Annotated in this window: 16 protein-coding genes; 13 read left to right on the top strand and 3 right to left on the bottom strand. The window is 52.8% G+C overall.

Translation table 11 applies throughout. From position 1 onward, the window contains the following. Window positions 1-24 precede the first annotated feature (24 nt). The 7 genes from NST44_RS23980 to NST44_RS23950 all read left to right on the top strand — a co-directional run bounded on the left by NST44_RS23980 (window position 25) and on the right by NST44_RS23950 (window position 9590). Window positions 25-1002 (top strand): alpha-ketoacid dehydrogenase subunit beta, encoded by a 978-nt coding sequence (locus NST44_RS23980; protein WP_007130005.1) that lies wholly within the window; start codon window positions 25-27, stop codon window positions 1000-1002. A gap of 30 nt (window positions 1003-1032) precedes the next feature. Next, the gene (locus tag NST44_RS23975; protein ID WP_007130006.1) at window positions 1033-2358 is read left to right on the top strand and encodes a dihydrolipoamide acetyltransferase family protein; all 1326 of its coding nucleotides are present in this window, start codon (window positions 1033-1035) and stop codon (window positions 2356-2358) included. Between the two features lie 3 nt (window positions 2359-2361). Next, on the top strand, window positions 2362-3777 hold the full coding sequence (gene lpdA, locus NST44_RS23970; protein WP_007130007.1) for a dihydrolipoyl dehydrogenase: 1416 nt from the start codon (window positions 2362-2364) through the stop codon (window positions 3775-3777). 191 nt (window positions 3778-3968) lie between these two features. Continuing rightward, a complete protein-coding gene (gene thyA, locus NST44_RS23965; RefSeq protein WP_040738612.1) occupies window positions 3969-4763 on the top strand; it encodes a thymidylate synthase in 795 nt (264 codons plus the stop codon). Window positions 4764-4874: 111 nt separating this feature from the next. Beyond that, window positions 4875-5366: a dihydrofolate reductase gene (locus NST44_RS23960; RefSeq protein ID WP_210094601.1), complete on the top strand. Its 492-nt coding sequence runs from the start codon at window positions 4875-4877 to the stop codon at window positions 5364-5366. A 333-nt stretch (window positions 5367-5699) separates the two neighbouring features. Further along, on the top strand, window positions 5700-7187 hold the full coding sequence (locus NST44_RS23955) for a glutamate synthase subunit beta (RefSeq protein ID WP_007130010.1): 1488 nt from the start codon (window positions 5700-5702) through the stop codon (window positions 7185-7187). A 120-nt stretch (window positions 7188-7307) separates the two neighbouring features. After that, window positions 7308-9590, top strand: coding sequence for a type IA DNA topoisomerase (locus NST44_RS23950; protein WP_028403521.1), 2283 nt, complete (start codon window positions 7308-7310; stop codon window positions 9588-9590). A 108-nt stretch (window positions 9591-9698) separates the two neighbouring features. Here NST44_RS23950 and NST44_RS23945 read toward each other — a convergent pair whose 3' ends face one another. Together NST44_RS23945 and NST44_RS23940 are read right to left on the bottom strand one after the other, a co-directional pair. Beyond that, window positions 9699-10436 (bottom strand): HAD family hydrolase, encoded by a 738-nt coding sequence (locus NST44_RS23945; protein ID WP_028403520.1) that lies wholly within the window; start codon window positions 10434-10436, stop codon window positions 9699-9701. Between the two features lie 60 nt (window positions 10437-10496). Beyond that, entirely contained in the window at window positions 10497-11414 is a 918-nt protein-coding gene (locus NST44_RS23940) for an ArsR/SmtB family transcription factor (protein ID WP_028403519.1), read from the bottom strand. A 129-nt stretch (window positions 11415-11543) separates the two neighbouring features. On the opposite strand from NST44_RS23940, the gene NST44_RS23935 reads away from it, so the two are divergent. The 6 genes from NST44_RS23935 (at window position 11544) to NST44_RS23910 (ending at window position 17656) form a co-directional block, all read left to right on the top strand. After that, window positions 11544-12722, top strand: a complete 1179-nt coding sequence (locus NST44_RS23935; protein ID WP_210094600.1) for an MFS transporter — start codon at window positions 11544-11546, stop codon at window positions 12720-12722. Between the two features lie 87 nt (window positions 12723-12809). After that, complete coding sequence (locus tag NST44_RS23930; RefSeq protein ID WP_007130015.1) at window positions 12810-13529, top strand: phosphonate ABC transporter ATP-binding protein; 720 nt, start codon at window positions 12810-12812, stop codon at window positions 13527-13529. A gap of 53 nt (window positions 13530-13582) precedes the next feature. Continuing rightward, a complete protein-coding gene (locus NST44_RS23925; RefSeq protein WP_210094599.1) occupies window positions 13583-14911 on the top strand; it encodes a hypothetical protein in 1329 nt (442 codons plus the stop codon). A 3-nt stretch (window positions 14912-14914) separates the two neighbouring features. Beyond that, on the top strand, window positions 14915-15610 hold the full coding sequence (locus NST44_RS23920) for a response regulator transcription factor (RefSeq protein ID WP_007130017.1): 696 nt from the start codon (window positions 14915-14917) through the stop codon (window positions 15608-15610). Next, on the top strand, window positions 15610-17061 hold the full coding sequence (locus tag NST44_RS23915; protein ID WP_340900787.1) for a sensor histidine kinase: 1452 nt from the start codon (window positions 15610-15612) through the stop codon (window positions 17059-17061). Before NST44_RS23920 ends, NST44_RS23915 begins: the two co-directional genes overlap by 1 nt. 64 nt (window positions 17062-17125) lie before the next feature. Then, window positions 17126-17656 carry a GNAT family N-acetyltransferase gene (locus NST44_RS23910; protein WP_007130019.1) on the top strand — a complete coding sequence of 177 codons (531 nt, stop codon included), beginning with the start codon at window positions 17126-17128 and terminating at the stop codon, window positions 17654-17656. Between the two features lie 175 nt (window positions 17657-17831). Here NST44_RS23910 and NST44_RS23905 read toward each other — a convergent pair whose 3' ends face one another. Next, window positions 17832-19046 carry a glucose-1-phosphate adenylyltransferase gene (locus NST44_RS23905; RefSeq protein WP_028403513.1) on the bottom strand — a complete coding sequence of 405 codons (1215 nt, stop codon included), beginning with the start codon at window positions 19044-19046 and terminating at the stop codon, window positions 17832-17834. Window positions 19047-19077 lie beyond the last annotated feature (31 nt).

The following is a 19077-nucleotide window of genomic DNA, read 5'->3' as shown; positions in this document are numbered from 1 at the left end:
AACACTTAAGGAGGAAATCAAGCAATGGCACAAATGAACATGAAAGAAGCGATTCGCGACGCCATGCGCGTTGAATTGAGCCGCGATCCGAACGTTGTCATCTTCGGTGAAGACGTGGGTAATGTCGGCGGTGTGTTCCGGGTAACAGAAGGCCTTCAGAAGGAGTTTGGCGAGGAACGCGTATTTGATACGCCGCTTGCCGAATCCGCGATCGGCGGTCTTGCGGTAGGTCTGGGTATTCAAGGCTTCCGTCCGATTGCCGAGATTCAATTCGTCGGTTTTATTTTCGAAGCGCTGGACCAAATCGCCGTACAGGCTGCCCGTATGCGTTACCGTTCCGGCGGACGCTACAATTCTCCAATCGTATTCCGCACACCGTTCGGCGGCGGGGTTAAAGCGGCTGAGCTGCATACCGACGCTTTGGAAGGTTTGCTTGCACAAACACCGGGTATTAAAGTTGTAGTTCCTTCCAATCCTTATGATGCAAAAGGACTTATGATCGCAGCGATCCGCGACAACGATCCTGTATTCTTCATGGAGCACTTGAACCTGTATCATGCGTTCCGCGCTGAAGTTCCGGAAGGCGAGTATACGGTCGAGCTCGGTAAAGCGAATGTGGTTCGCGAAGGCTCCGACGTAACGATTATTGCGTACGGTTTGATGGTTCACACCGCAACGAAGGCGGCTGAAGAGCTCGAGAAGAACGGAATCAAAGCGGAAATCATCGACCTGCGCACCATCGCGCCGATCGACATCGACACGGTGATTGCTTCGGTTAAGAAGACCAACCGCGCGATCGTCGTGCAGGAAGCTCAAAAATCCGCCGGCGTGGCAGCAGAAGTCATTGCACAGATCAATGAAAAGGCAATTTTGCACCTGGAAGCTCCAGTTCTGCGTGTAGCACCTCCGGACACCGTGTATCCGTTCGCTCAGATCGAGGATGCTTGGCTCCCTACCCCTGCGCGGATTGTAGATGCCGTTAATAAAGTCATGAATTTCTAATTGCAGCAAATATTTAGGGAGGTTTTTCAGTTGGCAAAATTTGAATATCGTTTTCCAGAGCTGGGCGAAGGTTTGCATGAAGGTGAAATCATCAAAATGCATATCAAGCCGGGCGACAAAGTAACAGACGACGACATCATCATGGAAGTGCAGAACGACAAAGCGGTCGTAGAAGTTCCTTGTCCCGTGAACGGTACGGTTCAAGAAGTTTTTGCCAAGGACGGCCAGGTTTGCCGCGTCGGTGAAGTGGTTGCGATCATCGATGCCGAAGGCGACATTCCTGAGCAAGCAGGCGGCCATGCGGAAGAGCAGTCCGCTCAAGAAGCTGATGCTGCAAAAGGAAGCGCGGATACCACTTCCTCGCCTGCACAAGACGCTCCGGCTGATGCGAAGCAGGGCGGAAACGGCAGCGCTAGCGCGCCTGCAGCTCCGAACCGCGAAGTGCTTGCAACGCCTAGCGTGCGCAAGTTCGCTCGTGAGCAAGGTGTGGATATTACACAAGTGCAAGGCTCCGGCAACAATGGCAAAGTGACCCGCGAAGATGTGGAAGCCTTCAAGAACGGCGGCGGTCAAGCGGCAGCAGCTCCTGCACAAGAAGCGGCTTCCGAGACGAAAGCAGCTCCTGCAGCAGCATCCGCAGCAGTGGATCCACGTGCCGAAGAAGAGCGCGTACCATTTAAAGGCATCCGCAAAGCGATCTCGAATGCCATGGTTAAATCGGCTTACACTGCTCCGCACGTAACAATCATGGACGAAGTGGACGTAACCGAGCTTGTGGCATTCCGTACCCGCATGAAGCCGATTGCCGAGAAGAAAGGCACGAAAGTTACGTATCTGCCGTTCATCGTGAAGGCTCTTGTTGCGGCTTGCCGCCAGTTCCCTGCCTTGAACGCGATGATCGACGAAGAAGCGAACGAAATTGTGTACAAAAAGTACTACAACATCGGTATTGCAACCGACACCGATAACGGCTTGATCGTACCGGTTATCAAGGATGCCGACCGTAAGAGCATCTGGATGATCGCCGACAGCATCCGTGATCTGGCGGCACGCGGCCGCGAAGGCAAGCTGGCTCCTAACGAAATGAAAGGCAGCACGATTTCCATCACGAACATCGGTTCCGCAGGCGGCATGTTCTTTACGCCGATCATCAACTTCCCAGAAGTTGCGATCCTCGGTACCGGCCGCATCAGCGAAAAAGCGGTCGTGAAGAACGGTGAAATTGTAGCGGCACCTGTCATGGCGCTGTCCCTCAGCTTTGACCACCGCATCATCGACGGCGCTACGGCTCAAAACTTTATGAACTATATTAAACAACTGCTCGCTAACCCTGAGCTGCTTGTTATGGAGGTGTAACTAATGGTAGTTGGAGATGCTTCTTTGGATATTGATACATTAGTCATTGGTGCAGGACCTGGCGGTTACGTGGCGGCGATTCGCGCCGCCCAGCTGGGCCAGAAAGTTCTGATCGTGGATAAGTCCGAGCTCGGCGGCGTCTGCTTGAACCGCGGCTGTATCCCTTCGAAAGCGCTGATCTCTGCTGCTCATCAGTATGAGGCTGCCAAGCATGCCGATGCATTCGGTATTTCCGTGGAGAACGTAAAGGTTGACTTCGCGAAAACCCAAGAGTTCAAAAACGGCGTCGTTAAAAAAATGACCGGCGGCGTTGCCGGCTTGCTGAAAGGCAACAAGGTCGAAGTATTTAACGGCGAGTGCATGTTCATCAACGAGAACGAAGCGCGAGTATTCAACGATCATGAATCTCCGCGTTACCGTTTCAAAAACTGCATCATCGCTACCGGCTCCCGTCCGATCGAGCTGAAGCCATTCCCATTCGGCGGCCGCATCCTGTCGTCCACCGAAGCGCTGAACCTGCAAGAAGTGCCTAAGAGCCTGATCGTTATCGGCGGCGGCTACATCGGCGCAGAGCTTGGCCAAATGTACTCCAAATTCGGTGCGAAGGTAACGATTATCGAAGGTATGGACAGCGTCCTTGCCGGATTCGATAAGGATATGACGAGCCTCGTAACGAAAAACATGAAGAAAACCGGCATTGAGATCATCACCGGTGCAAAAGCTGAAAGTGCGGAGCAAAACGATAAAGAAGTTACCGTTAAATACTCCGTAAACGGCGAAACCAAAGAAGTAACGGCTGAGTACCTGCTCGTAACGGTTGGACGTCGTCCAAACACCGATGGCGAGCTTGGTCTTGACCTCATCGGACTTGAGCTTGACGAGCGCGGCTTCGTGAAAGTTGACCATCAAGGCCGCACCAGCATTCCGCATATCTTCGCAATCGGCGATATTGTTGCCGGACCTGCGCTTGCCCACAAAGCTTCCTATGAAGGCAAAGTGGCTGCCGAAGTTATCTCCGGAATGCCATCGGTTGTCGATTACAAGTGCATCCCTGCCGTTGTATTTACGGATCCTGAGTGCTCCAGCGTAGGTTACACCGAAGCCCAAGCGAAGGAAAAAGGCCACAAAGTGAAGGCCGGTAAATTCCCTTACGCTGGCAACGGACGTTCCGTATCCCTGAACCACCCTGAAGGCTTCGTGAAGATCGTTGCCGAAGAAGGAACAGGACTTGTACTCGGCGCGCAAATCGTAGGTCTGGAAGCTTCCAACCTGATTGCCGAGCTTGGCCTTGCGATCGAGATGGGTGCTACGCTTGAGGATCTGGCATTGACGATCCATGCACACCCAACGCTTGGCGAAATCGTAATGGAAGCTGCGGAAGTTGTTATGGGTCATCCGATCCACATTATCTCCCGCTAATCCGTTCGAATTTTAACGGGTCATCATATATTTGCCAAGGAGGCAGAGAACGCTATAAAGGCGCGATCTGCCTCCTTTTTTAGATAACAGAAAGTATAAACCTCGGAGGAGCGGGAGGAATTTTCGTCTGCCCAACCTGCCATGAACATGATAGACTATGCATATGAGATACCAGAGAGGTGAGTTTGAAGATGAAGCAATATTTGGAGCTGCTGCAGGACATTCTGGAGCATGGAGTAGAAAAGGAAGACCGGACGGGAACAGGGACGTTGTCCGTCTTTGGAAGGCAGCTGAGGTTCGACCTGTCGCAGGGCTTTCCTCTCGTCACAACGAAACGGATCCATCTAAAATCGGTCATTCACGAGCTGCTGTGGTTTTTGAGCGGCGAAACGAATATCCGGTATTTAAAAGAAAACGGCGTGCGGATCTGGGACGAATGGGCGGATGAGAACGGTGATTTGGGTCCGGTATACGGCTCGCAATGGCGTGCGTGGAAAGCGCCGGATGGCCGCCGAATCGATCAGATCGCGAACGTCATCGAATCAATCAAGACGAATCCGGATTCGCGCCGGCATATCGTCAACGCCTGGAATGTGGCGGAAATCGACAACATGAAGCTGCCGCCGTGCCACTTCGTATTTCAATTTTACGTGGCGGGAGGCAAGCTCTCCTGCATGCTGACGATGCGCTCGGTAGACAGCTTCCTCGGCCTGCCGTTCAATATTGCGAGCTATGCGCTGCTCACGCATATGGTAGCCCAGCAGTGTGACTTGGAGCCAGGCGAATTCATCTGGTCCGGCGGGGACGTCCATATTTATTCGAATCATTTGGAGCAGGTTAAAACCCAGCTGCAGCGGGAGCCGTACGATCTTCCGAAGCTGATTATCAAACGCAAACCGGAGAGCATCTTCGACTATACCTTCGATGATTTCGAATTTGAAGGCTACCGGCATCATCCAACGATTAAAGCGACGGTTGCGGTCTAGTGGATTAGCCGGGCATCCAGTTGCCGGAAATGCAGGACAGACCGGAGGAATGGACAGTATTGCATCGGAGGGGGCAAGCATTGGGCCCCCGAAGAAAGGGGGATGGCTGACATGATTTCGATGATATGGGCCATGGGCAAGGATCAGGTGATCGGACGCAATGGAACGATGCCTTGGCATTTACCGAGGGACCTTGCCTTTTTCAAGGAGAAGACGCTTGGCAAGCCGATCGTTATGGGAAGGAAAACATGGGATTCATTCGGAAGCAAGCCGCTTCCGAAACGAACGAATATCGTACTGACCCGGGATGAGAGCTTCGCGCTTCCGCCGGAGCAGGGGATCGTCATTCACGATCTGCAGGACGCGTTGCCCTATGCCCGGGAGCAGGAGCTGATGGTGATAGGGGGCTCCCAGATATACGAGCAGATGCTGCCGCTGGCCGATCGCTTATACTGTACTTTTATCGACGAAGAGTTTGAAGGCGACACCTTTTTCCCGGAAATTGACTGGGAGCAGTGGCAGGTTGTTGAGGAAACGCCGGGAATTACGGATGAGAAGAACCCGTACGCGTACCGATTCGTCATTTATGACCGTAAGCGATAAGCGATAATCGATCATATAGATATCCTATTCTCTCCCATCTATTACCCTTGTTCGATTATGGCAGGATAGTACAAATGATCATGCATATAATCCATTTAATTGGCGAAAAGCGAAATGCTACTATATTTTTAATGTTTGTAGGTACAATTGCTTGAATTGCCTTATACTGCGCGGATTTCGGAACTGATACAAACTTTTATTAAGGATAATAAAAAAGATGAATCAGGAAAAGTGCCGTTTCTAGGCAGATTTGACGCTCGTTAGTATGCGATTATGATATGATATTTTGTGCATGGAAATCAGAATAGATAGAACGGATGGGGGAAAAGCAGGATGTCTACACCAACAGGCTTTATGGAATATCAGCGTCAGCTTCCGGCAGACCGGGACCCGGCAGAACGAGTAAAGGACTGGGAAGAGTTTCATAAACATCTAGAAGAAGAAGAGCTCCAAACCCAAGGAGCGCGCTGTATGGATTGCGGCACGCCATACTGCCATACGGGAATTGACATGATCGGGGGCACCTCGGGCTGTCCGATCCACAATCTGATCCCTGAATGGAACAACCTGGTGTATCGCGGACTGTGGAGAGAGGCCTTGGAACGTCTTCACAAAACGAATAATTTCCCTGAATTTACAGGCCGGGTATGTCCGGCGCCATGCGAAGGCTCTTGTACGGTCGGACTGATCGGCGAGCCGGTTACGATAAAATCGATTGAGCAGGCGATCATCGACAAGGGCTTCGAGGAGGGCTGGGTCGTACCTGAGCCGCCCGAGAAGCGCACAGGGCGACGGGTAGCGGTTGTAGGCTCTGGTCCTGCCGGTCTTGCGGCTGCTGCCCAGCTCAACAAGGCAGGGCATAGCGTAACCGTATACGAGCGTGCAGACCGGATTGGCGGGCTGCTGACGTATGGCATTCCCTCGATGAAGCTCGATAAGGGAGTCGTTCAGCGACGCGTTGACTTGCTGCGGGCCGAGGGGATCGAATTTGTGGTAAACACCGAAATCGGTAAAGACATTCCGGCGCAGAAGCTCACTCAGGACTACGACGCCGTCGTATTATGCGGAGGGGCGACGAAGCCTCGCGAATTCAACATCGAGGGCAGCGATCTGAAGGGCGTCCATTATGCGATGGACTACCTCAACGGAACGATTAAGAGCTATCTTGATTCCGGTCTTGCCGACGGCAACTATATCTCTGCAAAAGACAAGGACGTTATCGTCATTGGCGGAGGCGACACCGGCTCCGACTGCGTGGCCACAGCCCTCCGCCACGGCTGCAGAAGCGTGACCCAATTCGGTACGCATAAGCGGGCGCCGCTTACACGGGATCCGATCGCGAATCCTTGGCCGCAGTTCCCGAATGTGTATACGCTTGACTATGCGCATGAAGAAGCCAAAGCGCTGTTCGGCAGCGATCCGCGTGAATTTTCCATCATGACCACGAAATTTGTCGGTGATGAGGAAGGCAATTTGAAGGAGCTCCATACCGTTCAAATCGAGCGGATTGTCGACGAAACCGGTCGCAAAATCTACCAGCCGATCCCGGGAACCGAGAAGGTGTTTCCTGCCCAAATGGCACTGATTGCCATCGGATTTGACGGACCGGAGCAGACGCTTGTGCAGCAGCTCGGTCTGGAAACGGATCGCCGCTCCAACGTAAAGGCTCCGTATGGCAAATATACGACGAATGTGGATAAGGTCTTTGCAGCCGGCGATATGCGCCGCGGTCAAAGCTTGGTCGTATGGGCCATCAACGAAGGCCGCGAGGTTGCCCGCGAAGTGGATAAATATTTGATGGGTGCAACCGTTCTGGTTTAAAAACATTCTTAAATATGCTATAGTTTGTATTAGAAGAAGGACTTCGCAGCCGCGAAGTCCTTTTTGGAGTTAGCGGCCTATAGCATATTGCTGCGAACTCGGCCGGGAGGAGAATGTCAGATGAAAACACTGGTCATTGCCGAAAAGCCGGATATGGGACGGAATATCGCGGCGGTGATCGAGCCACGGGCGAAGAATCACCGCACCTATCTGGAGGGCGAGCAGTATATTATCACTTGGGCAATCGGACATCTCGTAGGTCTGGCGGAGCCGGATGCCTATGATCCGAAATACAAGCGATGGAATTTAAGAGATTTGCCAATCATACCGGAGCAATTCAAAATCGTTCCGAATCCGAAAACGAAGGATCAGCTGAAGGTCATCGGGGAAGTGGCCAAGCGTTGCAGTCACATCGTCAATGCATGCGATGCGGGGCGCGAAGGACAGTATATCTTTGCTCTGATCCAGCAGCAGCTGAAGTTAAGACAGCCTGTCAAGCGGCTGTGGATATCGGACTTAACGCCGGAAAGCATCGCTAAAGGCTTCGCCGAGCTGAAGGACGGGGCGGAATTCGAGGATTTGACGCAAGCGGCGCGTGCCCGCAGCGAGGCGGATTGGCTGATCGGCATGAACGCATCCCGTGCGTTCACCACACGCCATCAGACCCTATTATCCGTCGGACGGGTGCAGACGCCGGTGCTGGCTTTGATCTATGACCGGCAGAAGGAGATCGAGGCATTCGAGTCCCAGACCTTCTATGAAGTCAAAGCCTTGTTTCGTCAGGAAAAGCTTGAATATACGGGAACATGGCAGGGGGAACGGCTAACCTCGAAGGAGAAGTCGGACGCGATCGCTGCAAAGGTTCAAGGCAAGCAAGGGGCGGTCGCCAAATATGAAGTCAAGGAAACGAAGGAATACCCGTTCAAGCTGTATGATCTGACCTTGCTTCAGCGCGAGGCCAATGCGAAGTATGGCTATTCGGCCAAGAAGACGCTGGACCTCGCACAAGCGCTGTACGAGCGGCATAAGGTGATTTCTTATCCGCGTACCAATTCCAACTATGTGAACGAGCAAAATATCGAAGGCATGCACAAGGCGCTCCATATGCTGAAATCGACCTCCTACGGACAGATGGCGGAAGGAGCGGATCCAAAGCGTGTCCATATCAATAACAAGGCGGTTTGTAATCCGCAGCGGGTAGAGGATCACCATGCAATCCTGCCGACGCTGAAGCGGCCCGGCAATCTGAGCAAGGAAGAAGCGCATATTTACGACCTGATCATCATCCGCTTTCTTTCGCACTTTTATCCGCCTGCATTGTACAAGCAGCATACGGTGTTGACCGAGGTTGAAGGCGAAACGTTCAAGACCGGGATCAAGGAGCTGCTGTCATTAGGCTGGAAGGTGCTTATCGAGAAGGATAAGGAACAGAAGAAGTCGAAGGGATCGTCCCGCAAAGGTAAAGACGAGGAGGAGGACGAAACCCAGGAATGGAACGACCGTTCATTTGATATCGCACCGGACCGTCCGGTGTTTTGCCGGAAATCGGAAGTAAAGGAGAAGGCCACACAGCCGCCGAAGAGCTATACCGAAGGAACCTTGCTTAAAGCGATGGAGAGTGCCGGCAAGTCCATTGAGGACGATGAGCTGAGGGATGCAATGAAGGACAGCGGCCTCGGAACGCCGGCCACCCGAGCGGCAACGATCGAACGGCTGAAGAAGGTCGGTTATATTACGATGCAGGGCAAGAAAATCACGGTTACGCAGAAAGGGAGGACTGCCGTCGAGCTGATCCGCCACGCCGGCGTCGAGCTTCTTGCTTCGCCGGAAATGACCGGGCAGTGGGAGCGGAGGCTTCACCAAATATCCAAGGGAGAGGCGTCTGCAGAAACGTTCATGCAGAATGTCCAGAAGTTTACGGTTTCCATAATCAATAAAGTGTCTTCGCAGCCGCCGGCACCGCCCTCCCTGTTTGGCGGAGATGAGGACAAGCCGAAGGGAAAAGGCAGGGGAAGAAGCAGTAAGGCGGCCGCCGGGAATCCTTCGGCGGCTCGAAAGCGTCCGGAGCGGTCGCCGAATAAGCCGGATACTCCGGTTCCGTCCATTCGCGAGCCTCTTGGCCGTTGTCCAAGGCCTGGCTGCGGCGGTCAAATTATTGAGGGCCGGAAAGGATACGGCTGCGCCAACTTCAAGTCCGGATGCTCATTCGTCATCTGGAAGGAGTTTGCCGGCAAATCGATATCCCAGGCCATGCTGAAATCACTGCTCGAGCAGGGCAGAACGAAGCTGCTGGCATTTAAACGCGAGGACGGAAGCACGTATAAAGCCCGAATGGTGTTGTCATCCGGAGGCGACGGCAAGCTGTCCCTCGAAACCGAGGCGGGGACAGCGGTTCGACAGTAATAATAGCATCGATGTTAGTATAGGGATAGAATCGACTTTTAAAATAATGAAAAAAAAGGGGTACCCTGCTTAAGGTTTGTAACAACCTTCAGGGTACCCCGATTGAATTTACATGAAATGATGATGAATGACATCCGGGACTTCGGTCAGCGCGGACACCGTATACAGAACGTTATGAGGCTCTTGCTTCAGCTCTACGAGATTGTATTCCCATTCCCGCTGCTGCTTGAGATAGATGCTGTTGATGCCGGCGGTAAGTGCAGGCACGACATCGGTGCGAAGGGAATTGCCGATCATCCAGGTATGGGAGCGGTCAAAGCTTCCGGCACTGACTATTTCCTCAAGGGCTTCTATATTTTTATGCCGGCGGATGTAGATCCGGTCTCCGAAATAGTCGGCGAGCTTCATCTGCTCGATTTTACGCTGCTGAATGCGTGCTTCCCCGCCGGTATACAAGTACAGTCGATGCCCGTCGGCTTGAAGCCGCTCCAGCGTTTCCACCATACCGGGATAAGGTTCAACCTCCTGATCATAGACGCTCATGCCGAGAACGAATAGCTGCTCTTCCTCGATAGTCGACAGAGTCCGTCCGTGAGCTTCGCAGTAATGCCGATAAGTGGCGATCAAGGATTGCGGGAAGTTCGTACTGGCGAAGCCGAGCTGTTTCGTTCCGGCAATATCGATTTCGATTTGCTTGCTCCGGACCTCCTCGGTCGTCAAGCCAAAGGGTGAAAACCAATCGGTCATCCATTCGAAAAAATCCCCGAGTATCAAATCGAAGTATTTATTGCAGTGGATCAAGGTATCATCCATATCGAAGATGATATGCTGTGGTGTTATGCTCATGGTTGTCTCCTTCTTGCGGTTATTTCATGTACATCGTCGTCCGCGTCACCTTACGCGGGATCACGTCAAACGGATATAATCCTCCAGGAACATCTGAAGCTCGGAGGCTCCATCCGGACGCAGGCTGAACCGCTCGTTGTTCTCGGATTTCAAGTGGGAGCGCAGCAGCCCCGCCGCCCGAAGAATCATCAGATGATGCATCAGCTCTTCGTAAGGCTGGTTCAGATCAGCAGCCATCTCCGACACGGCCTTCGGCTCATCGGCGATGTAGCGGAGCAGGCGCAGACGCTCCGGATCGGCCAACGCTTCGGTCATGCGCAGCAGGACGACAGGCGGCTCGTCCTCATCCTCTTCCGGAATATCGATCGGATACTGAAGCAGCAGCGTATTTTCATAGAAGCAATATGTATTGATCGGGCGGAAATGGGTGCCGGGGAACAAAACGACGTTCTCTTGTGGCACCTGATCCAGAATAACGCCGCTCGTCGCGTATTCGATCAGATGCTCATCGTCCATCTTTGGAAGCAGCGTTTGTTTCTCTTCGGCATCCTCCTCAAGCAGCTGACGCAGCTCGTTCTCGACGGAGGAGAAGTAATGCGTATGCCAGAGCTTCATTAGCGGTATATAGCTTTCGCGGATTCTTGCGATTTCATCCCGGGACAAGGACGGAAGATGAGGATACAGCAGCTCGCCTAATGCATCGATTGAAGAGTTTTCGATCCAGTCCAGGAAATCGGGGATCTCCTGATGATCACCCCGGAGCATGACCAGCGCATACAGCACGTCGTAATCGGATAAAGGCCACTGCCGGGCCGCGATGAACCGCACCCTTGCATCCTCCGGCATGCGCTCGTCCATTTCGGTGATGAGCCGCTTGCCGATGTCCAGGTTATCGGTCCATTTTCTCGTTGCATATATCATGAAGCTGCCCAGCAGCTCGTATACCATGGATACATCGATACGCACTTTATATTTCATTTACAGATACCCTCCCAATTGATGGCATTGTTATTATTATGGCTTGTATCGATTGGGCTTGTCCACTATAATGTTCATTTGGCTGTTTAAATTCATTGTTTTTTCTACATAGAGGAGGCCTTGTTTTACGTGACAGAAGCTGCACAACCCCGTCAAGGGAGAACTCATTATTTCATATTAATTGCCGTCGTTGTAGCGGCGGGCCTGAGCCAGGGACTGCTGCTGCCCGTGCTGGCGATATTTCTAGAACGAATGGGGATATCATCCTCGATGAACGGCTTGAACGCCGCTGCGCTGTACGTCGGCTCTTTCGCGATGACGCTGGTTGCGGAGAGGTTGCTGGGCTTGATCGGCTTTAAAAAGCTGATCGCGTCCGGACTTGTTTTGGTGATGCTGTCGCTGCTTGCGTTCCCGCTGATCCCAAGCGTTGCGTTTTGGTTTGTGCTTAGATTGCTAGTCGGAATCGGTGACAGCGCTCTGCATTATGCAGCCCAGCTATGGGTGCTGATGATGTCAACGTCTAAGAACCGGGGCAGGAGCATCTCCTTCTACGGCATGTCTTACGGGCTAGGCTTCAGCATCGGCCCGCTTGGGATTCCGCTCCTCAAATACGGAGAGGCCGTTCCATTCGTGGTCCTTGCGGTGCAGTTTCTGTTCATACTGATCATTGTGCTGGTCAAGCTGCCGAACATCAAGCCTGAAAAAGTCGAAGGCGGCGATCAGACGTCATCCGGAAGATATATGAGAAGCTACCGTTTGGCATGGTACGCTTTGCTGCCGGCATTCCTGTACGGGTATATGGAAGCCGGTATGAACAGCAATTTTCCCGTTTACGGGTTAAGAAGCGGGTTTACGCTGGACGAAATATCGATGCTGCTGCCTTTTGTCGGGATCGGAGGGCTGCTGCTCCAGCTCCCGCTCGGCATATGGAGCGATAAGTTCGGCCGCAAGCGCGTACTGGTGATCGCAGGGATCTCCGGCGGACTGTGTTTCGCGCTCATTCCGCTGGCAGGAACGAATTTTTGGGCAACTCTCATATTGTTAACGGCTGCCGGAGGCCTCGTCGGCTCCTTCTTTTCGCTAGGACTTGCTTACGCGGCTGATATATTGCCGAAGCTGCTCCTTCCGGCAGCGAACGTCGTCGCCTCTTTTCACTTTAATGTCGGGAGCATTGCGGGCCCTAATGCGGGCGGAGCATTAATGGAGACCGGGTGGAATGGCGGCATATTTTTCCTGCTCGGAGGACTGTACATTCTATTTGGATGTGCGGGTGCGCTGTTTAAACCTGCTGCCGATTCAAAGCTGTAAATGCGAATGTTTGTTCTCATGGCAATTGCCCTCGCTTTCTTCTAAACTAGAGAGTAGGAATACGCACTTGACGGGAGAGACGATAACATGATTAAAGTGGATCGGCTGAAGAAAACGATAGGTCCTGACCGCACGCCGGTGCTGAAGGATATCACCTTTCAGATGGAGCGCGGGGAAATGATCGGACTCATCGGTGCGAGCGGAAGCGGAAAAAGCTTGATGATGAGCTGCCTGTCCATGCAGGAAAAATGGGACGGCGGCAAATTGACGATTGACGGCGAAGATATGATGAATCCCGCGGGTAAACGTAAAATTCGCCGGGAATGGGCGTATCTCGAGCAAAACCCTTCCTTAAACGTCAATCGCACTGCACTTAAAAACGTGCTGATCGGACAATCGAGCCAGACGCCATGGTGGCGGATGCTTACCGGCATGGTCCGCTCGGATGATTATATGGGAGCCATGGATACGATCGAGCATTTGGGGCTTTTGGACAAGGCCCACCGCAAAGCAGGGGAGCTAAGCGGGGGAGAAAGACAGCGGATCGCAATCGCCCGGGCGCTTGTGCACGGAGCGAAGGTGATTCTTGCGGACGAGCCCGTCACGGGCCTGGATCCGGGATCGGCCGAGCACGTGCTCAAAACGTTAAAGACCCTATGTGATGAAGAAAGGCTTACGGTCGTTACGGTGATCCCGCTGGAGCTGGCGGAAAAATACTGCACCCGCGTGATGGGGCTCGCCGGCGGAGAGCTTGTCGTCGACGTGACGGGACGGCGTTTAACTCATGGCGAGAAGTCAAGACTGTAATTATCTGTAGGTTTTATAAATGAGGCTATGGAATAGAAATGAGATGATCTGGATTGAAATATAGAGTGATACAAGCCTTGCTGTCCGGCTTGCTGCTGTTTCTGCTTAGCGGCTGCACGTTTATTCAGGATCCGGTCTCGCTGATGAAGAAGCCGGAACTGCCTGCGGATAAAGCGACGCTGCACGGCGCGATCCAGACAGCCCTTCAGAAACGGAAGACCGATACCGGGGCAATCATCAGACCAAGGAGCGACGTGGACAGCAGCTCGATCCGCATTCAGGATCTGGACAATGACGGTGTGCTGGAAGCGGTCGTCTTCTATCAGACGCCGGATGAAGAAGTGAAGATCCACGGCATGATCATGCAGCAGCAGGGAGATGCCTGGGTCAAGCTGCTGGATTTTGACGGGGAAGGGACCGTGCTGGAATCGTTTGATTTCGTAGATTTCACGAATGACGGCAAGGTCGATATCGTTGCAGGCTTCTCCCGCGGCGAGGAGAATCTTCAGAACCTGTTGATCGTCTATTCGTTCTCGGGCAACTCGCTCGAGAAGGTAGCTCCGCTGCCTTATACCCACTTTAATATCGGGGATTTGAACGGCGACAAGATCAAGGATATTACCGTCGTTTATCTCCAGCAGAAAGAGCTGTCGTACGTCAGCACGTATCAATATGACAAGTTCGAGGAAGCCTTCGTTGAGCTGGATAAGCTGGATCTCGGACCGAATATTGAAAGTTATTACAATGTTGTCGCAGGGAAAGTGGCTAAAAATAAAGAAGGTATAATTCTCGATGCTTCGGTTATATCCAATTCCTCCTATTCGAAGCTGATCATCATGGAGGATAATAAGTTTGTCGATATCCTGCAGGATGAGCTGCTGACCTTCAAAGAGCTGCCGATCGAGAGCGAAGACGTGAACGATGACGGCACTCTGGAGATTGGATTGCTGGAAAGACCGGCAGGCTGGGAGGACCGGCTCTTCGAGGAAATCCCTTACTTTACCACCTATTATCAGTGGGACGGAGAAATTCGCGAAGTGAATGAAAATGAAGGACTGCAATTCGTGCTTCAAAGATACTATGATATCAATAACCACTTCTATTTGGATTTCCCGGCCGACCTGTACAACCAGATTACGATTACCCCGGAATCCAACAAAGATTCCTATCTGAATTTCGTGATGATCGATTCTGGTGAATCAGTGGCGGAGATTAAATTTTTCACGATGGCCCAGTGGGCGGAGGCTGAGTCCGATTGGGAGATTTTAGTGAAGGAAAAAAGCCGCGTTATCGCGTACCGAAGCCACGGCGATCTAAAGCTTAGCAAAAAAGAGAACAAGCCAAGCAACAATGTGGCTCCTATCGAAAGAAAGGGGAACTAGATCTTGAGTAAAGTACTCATATTGGAAGACGAAGAATCCATTCGCAGTTTTATCGTGATCAATCTTAAACGCAACGGGTTTGAAGTTCTCGAGACCGGAGACGGTAACGAAGCGCTGCGCCTGTTGCAGTCGACGCCAGACATCGATATCGCATTGCTGGACGTCATGGTTCCCGGGATCGACGGGTTCGAGGTGTGCCGGAGAATTCGGGAGACGAATGAGCGAATCGGCATTATCTTTCTGACCGCCAAGGTTCAGGAGCAGGACAAGGTATATGCGCTGTCCGTCGGTGCCGACGACCATGTCAGCAAGCCGTTCAGTCCGACGGAGCTGATTGCAAGGCTTCAGTCCCTGCTGCGCCGGGTCAACGTTCAGCGAGCCGGAGCCGCTAAGGTATCGTTCCAGTCCGGTCCGTTCACGCTTGACCTGATATCCAAGCAATTCAAGAAGAACGGCCAGTCCGTCGAGCTGACACCGACCGAGTTTTCGCTGGTGCAGTTTTTCCTGGAAAAAGAAAATACGCCGCTTAGCCGTGATGTCCTGCTGGACCATGTTTGGGGCAAAGAATATATGGGCGACCCCAAAATCGTGGACGTCAATATTCGGAGACTGCGCCAAAAAATCGAGAGCAATCCTTCCGAGCCGGAATATCTCCAAACGGTATGGGGACACGGCTATAAATGGAAGGGTCAGGGCTAATGATCAAAAAAGGCATTCGGCGGCAAATCGTGCTGCACTACTTCCTGGTAGTGTTCATCGCCTTGCTGCTGGTTGAAGTAATCTTTCTAATCGCAATCCGAACCTATTATTACGATACGGTGTATAACCATGTCAGCAACCATATCCGCCTCTCGAACGAGTTCTATCAGCCGTTCCGGGTCACGTCGTCGGATAATGTGAATCAGCTGAGCGAGATGGTTCGGCATTTTGAGCTCTACAATACCGAGTTGCAAATTTTGAACACGTCCGGGCAGGTGCTGACGACATCGGCCGGCTTCGATCTGGAGCAAACGATCAAGACAAGTGACGTGACGCAGGCGCTCGCGGGCGACACCAGCCGTTGGGTCGGCAAACAGCCCGGTACCGGACAAATCGTAATGGCTGTTTCCCAGTCGATTCAGAACGGCTTCGATCAAACGTATATCCTTCGTTACGTAACGTCGCTGGATCTCATTAACGATCGACTGCTCAAGCTGACGTTATTCGCCGTCAGCATCGGGGCAGCGGTGCTTGCGATCGTGCTGGCGTTCAGCATCGGTCTGGCCAACTCGATCGTGAAGCCGATCAATAATATTACGACGGTATCCACCCAGATGGCCAAGGGCAAATTTAATGTCCGCATCAAGGGGGATTACAAATACGAGCTTGGCGAGCTGTCGTCTACCCTGAACTACATGGCCCAGGAAATCGTGCGGAGCAACCAGGTCAAGGATGATTTTATCTCCTCGATCTCCCATGAGCTCCGGACCCCGCTCACCAGCATCAAGGGCTGGAGCGAAACACTCGACTCGGGCGGCTATGATCCGGAGGAAACAAAGATCGGGATGCAGATTATTGCCAAGGAGACCGACCGCTTGATCGGGCTTGTGGAAGAGCTGCTGGACTTCTCCAAGCTCCAGCAGAATGAAATGAAGCTGGTGAAGGGGATCGTCAATCTGCGGGAGCTGCTGCAGGAGATCATTTTGAATCTGTGGGCGAAGGCCGAGAAGAAGGGCGTCACCATCAAGCTGGAGTCGGAAGAGAAGCCGATCATATACGGCGATGCCAACCGGCTGAAGCAGGTGTTCCTCAATATTGTGGACAATGCGGTGAAATTCTCGCATGAGAACGGCGTCATCAACCTGTACTTTACGATGGAGGAGAAGTTCGTCACGGTGACGGTCAGGGATTATGGGATCGGCATTTCGGAGGAGCATCTGCGCAGGGTGAAGGATCGCTTCTTCCAGGTCAATCCGCTCAACGGCGGCACCGGTCTTGGCCTTGCGATCACACAGCAGCTCGTTGAGCTGCACGGCGGTACGATGGAGATGGAGAGCGAGCTCGGGCACGGAACATCCGTCATTGTCAAACTGCCGCTTCCGGAAGGGAAAATTCCGGTGGCCGGCGGGCTGGAAAACGGGGAGGAAGGCAATCCCGGCCCGACCGTATAAGGCTTTGCCGAAGCGATTCGGCAAAGCCTTTTTTTAGATGACTATGAGAACGGGGGAGAACAGGATGTCGAATAAGGCATTGAGGATTTTTACCACGGCAAAAGGCAGCTTTCAGCTCGGGATGGCTGTGCAGGAGGACGCCGGCGATATGCTGTCTATGCTGCGGGAGACAGCAGAGCTGATGGTGAAGCAGGGGCTTGGGCAATGGACGCCATCCCTGTTCACGATGGAGCTTATGCAGCAGTATTTGAAGGAGCGCGAGGTTTTTCTGCTGCGGCAAGATGGTGAAGCGGCCGGGATGTTCACCCTTCAATACGGTGATCCCTCGTATTGGGGGGAGCGGGATGATCCGTCGTTCGGTTATTTGCATCGATTGACCGTTCGGCCGCAATTCCGGGGATTATCCCTCGGAGCGGGCATGCTGTCGTTCGCGGAGGAGAAGCTGCGCGCAGAGGGCAGGGCAGGCTTTCGCCTGGACTGCGTGTCCCATCTCCCGGGGCTGAACCAGTTCTATGTGGGGCAGGGATTTCAATTTGTGGCCGAGCAGGATATGGGCGGCCGAATCGTGAATTTGTACGAAAAGGTATTTGTCTGATCACGGGCTTCATGCTTAGGTAAAACAGGAAGCGGCATTGAGCTGAGCTGAAAGCACTGGGGCAATTGCGCGAAATCGGCGAAAGTATGTTTAATATCAAAAAAAGCGATCCGGCCGGATCGCTTTTTGATTATTATGGCTGGCTGCATCTATCGTCCATGGGAACGATACGATGTTAGGAAGAAGAGACGTTGGCCCGCAGCCGTCCCTTTTCGTATACATCCTGCAAAAGGCGGCTTGGCTGGGTCCGGATCGTCGGCTTTGGAAGCACGGTTTCGTAAGGGCCGACAACCACGACGTTGCCCGGCGAGCCTTTGACGACGGCGCCATCTCTGATTACGGCTCCTTCGCCAACGATGGCATGCTCAATATGGACGCCCTTTCCCACCCTGGCATTCGGCATAATGACGCTGTCCTTGACGATGGAATATTTGCCGATTTCCGCGCCGCAGAATACGACCGAATTCTTCGCCTTGCCTTCGAACGAGCAGTGCTCGTGTATAAGGCAGTCGGCGTACTCGTGATTACGGGTGCGGGTCGTGGAAGGCTTCGACATCCACGGGCGGGTGTACATTGGCCAATCGGTTCGTTCCAGCACGAGTTCGCTGGCGCGCAGCACATCCATATGGGCTTCCCACAGGCTTTCGACCGTGCCGACATCGCGCCAATAGCCCTGGAAACGGAAGGCCAGCAAGGATTCATGGCCGGACAGCATTTTAGGGATGACGTCTTTCCCGAAGTCATGGCTGGAGTTCGGGTCGGCGGCATCCTCGAGCAGGTGCTGCTTCAGATAGTCCCAACGGAACAAATAAATTCCCATCGAAGCCAGATTGCTTTTCGGCTTTGCCGGCTTCTCCGCAAATTCGATAATATTCAGATTGTCGTCCACACTCATGACGCCGAACCGGCTTGCTTCTTCCCATGGAACCTCCATCACAGAGATCGTTGCAGGCGCTCCCTGCCGCTTATGGGCCTCCAGCATCTCGCGGTAATCCATCTGATAAATGTGGTCCCCGGACAAGATCAGCACATGCTCCGGATCCTGCTCGTCAATGAATGGTATGTTTTTATATATGGCATCTGCAGTCCCTAGATATTCCTGAGTTTCCGTGTTGTGCGAAGGAAGGAGCGCAATGCCATTTGCGTTTGTACGGGCCATGCCCCAAGGCTCGCCTTCTCCGATATGCTCGTGCAGCGATTCTGCCTCGTACTGCGTCAAAACTCCGACAGTGTCAATACCGGAATTGGCGCAATTGCTGAGAGGAAAATCGATTATGCGGTAGCGGCCGCCAAATGGAACAGCGGGTTTTGCCAGCTTCGAAGTCAGAGGAGCCAATCGTTTGCCCTCACCTCCGGCTAAAAGCATAGCAATACAGTCTTTTTTCTTCATCACGTTTCCCTCCCAATGTATTTTCGAGCGT

The sequence above is a fragment of the Paenibacillus sp. FSL W8-0919 genome (assembly GCF_038003785.1).
In the GTDB taxonomy this organism is placed as follows: domain Bacteria; phylum Bacillota; class Bacilli; order Paenibacillales; family Paenibacillaceae; genus Paenibacillus_AQ; species Paenibacillus_AQ lactis.
The sequence above is the reverse complement of the archived record's forward strand: the minus strand, read 5'-3'. Positions and strand labels throughout refer to the sequence as shown.

Bases quoted from the DNA above. Each gene is read 5' to 3' on its own strand.
- NST44_RS23950 (WP_028403521.1), top strand. From the start codon at position 7,308: ATGAAAACACTGGTCATTGCCGAAAAGCCGGATATGGGACGGAATATC.
- NST44_RS23945 (WP_028403520.1), bottom strand. From the start codon at position 10,436: ATGAGCATAACACCACAGCATATCATCTTCGATATGGATGATACCTTG.
- NST44_RS23910 (WP_007130019.1), top strand. From the start codon at position 17,126: ATGTCGAATAAGGCATTGAGGATTTTTACCACGGCAAAAGGCAGCTTT.
- lpdA (WP_007130007.1), top strand. From the start codon at position 2,362: ATGGTAGTTGGAGATGCTTCTTTGGATATTGATACATTAGTCATTGGT.
- NST44_RS23905 (WP_028403513.1), bottom strand. From the start codon at position 19,046: ATGAAGAAAAAAGACTGTATTGCTATGCTTTTAGCCGGAGGTGAGGGC.
- NST44_RS23930 (WP_007130015.1), top strand. From the start codon at position 12,810: ATGATTAAAGTGGATCGGCTGAAGAAAACGATAGGTCCTGACCGCACG.
- NST44_RS23915 (WP_340900787.1), top strand. From the start codon at position 15,610: ATGATCAAAAAAGGCATTCGGCGGCAAATCGTGCTGCACTACTTCCTG.
- thyA (WP_040738612.1), top strand. From the start codon at position 3,969: ATGAAGCAATATTTGGAGCTGCTGCAGGACATTCTGGAGCATGGAGTA.
- NST44_RS23960 (WP_210094601.1), top strand. From the start codon at position 4,875: ATGATTTCGATGATATGGGCCATGGGCAAGGATCAGGTGATCGGACGC.
- NST44_RS23955 (WP_007130010.1), top strand. From the start codon at position 5,700: ATGTCTACACCAACAGGCTTTATGGAATATCAGCGTCAGCTTCCGGCA.
- NST44_RS23940 (WP_028403519.1), bottom strand. From the start codon at position 11,414: ATGAAATATAAAGTGCGTATCGATGTATCCATGGTATACGAGCTGCTG.
- NST44_RS23980 (WP_007130005.1), top strand. From the start codon at position 25: ATGGCACAAATGAACATGAAAGAAGCGATTCGCGACGCCATGCGCGTT.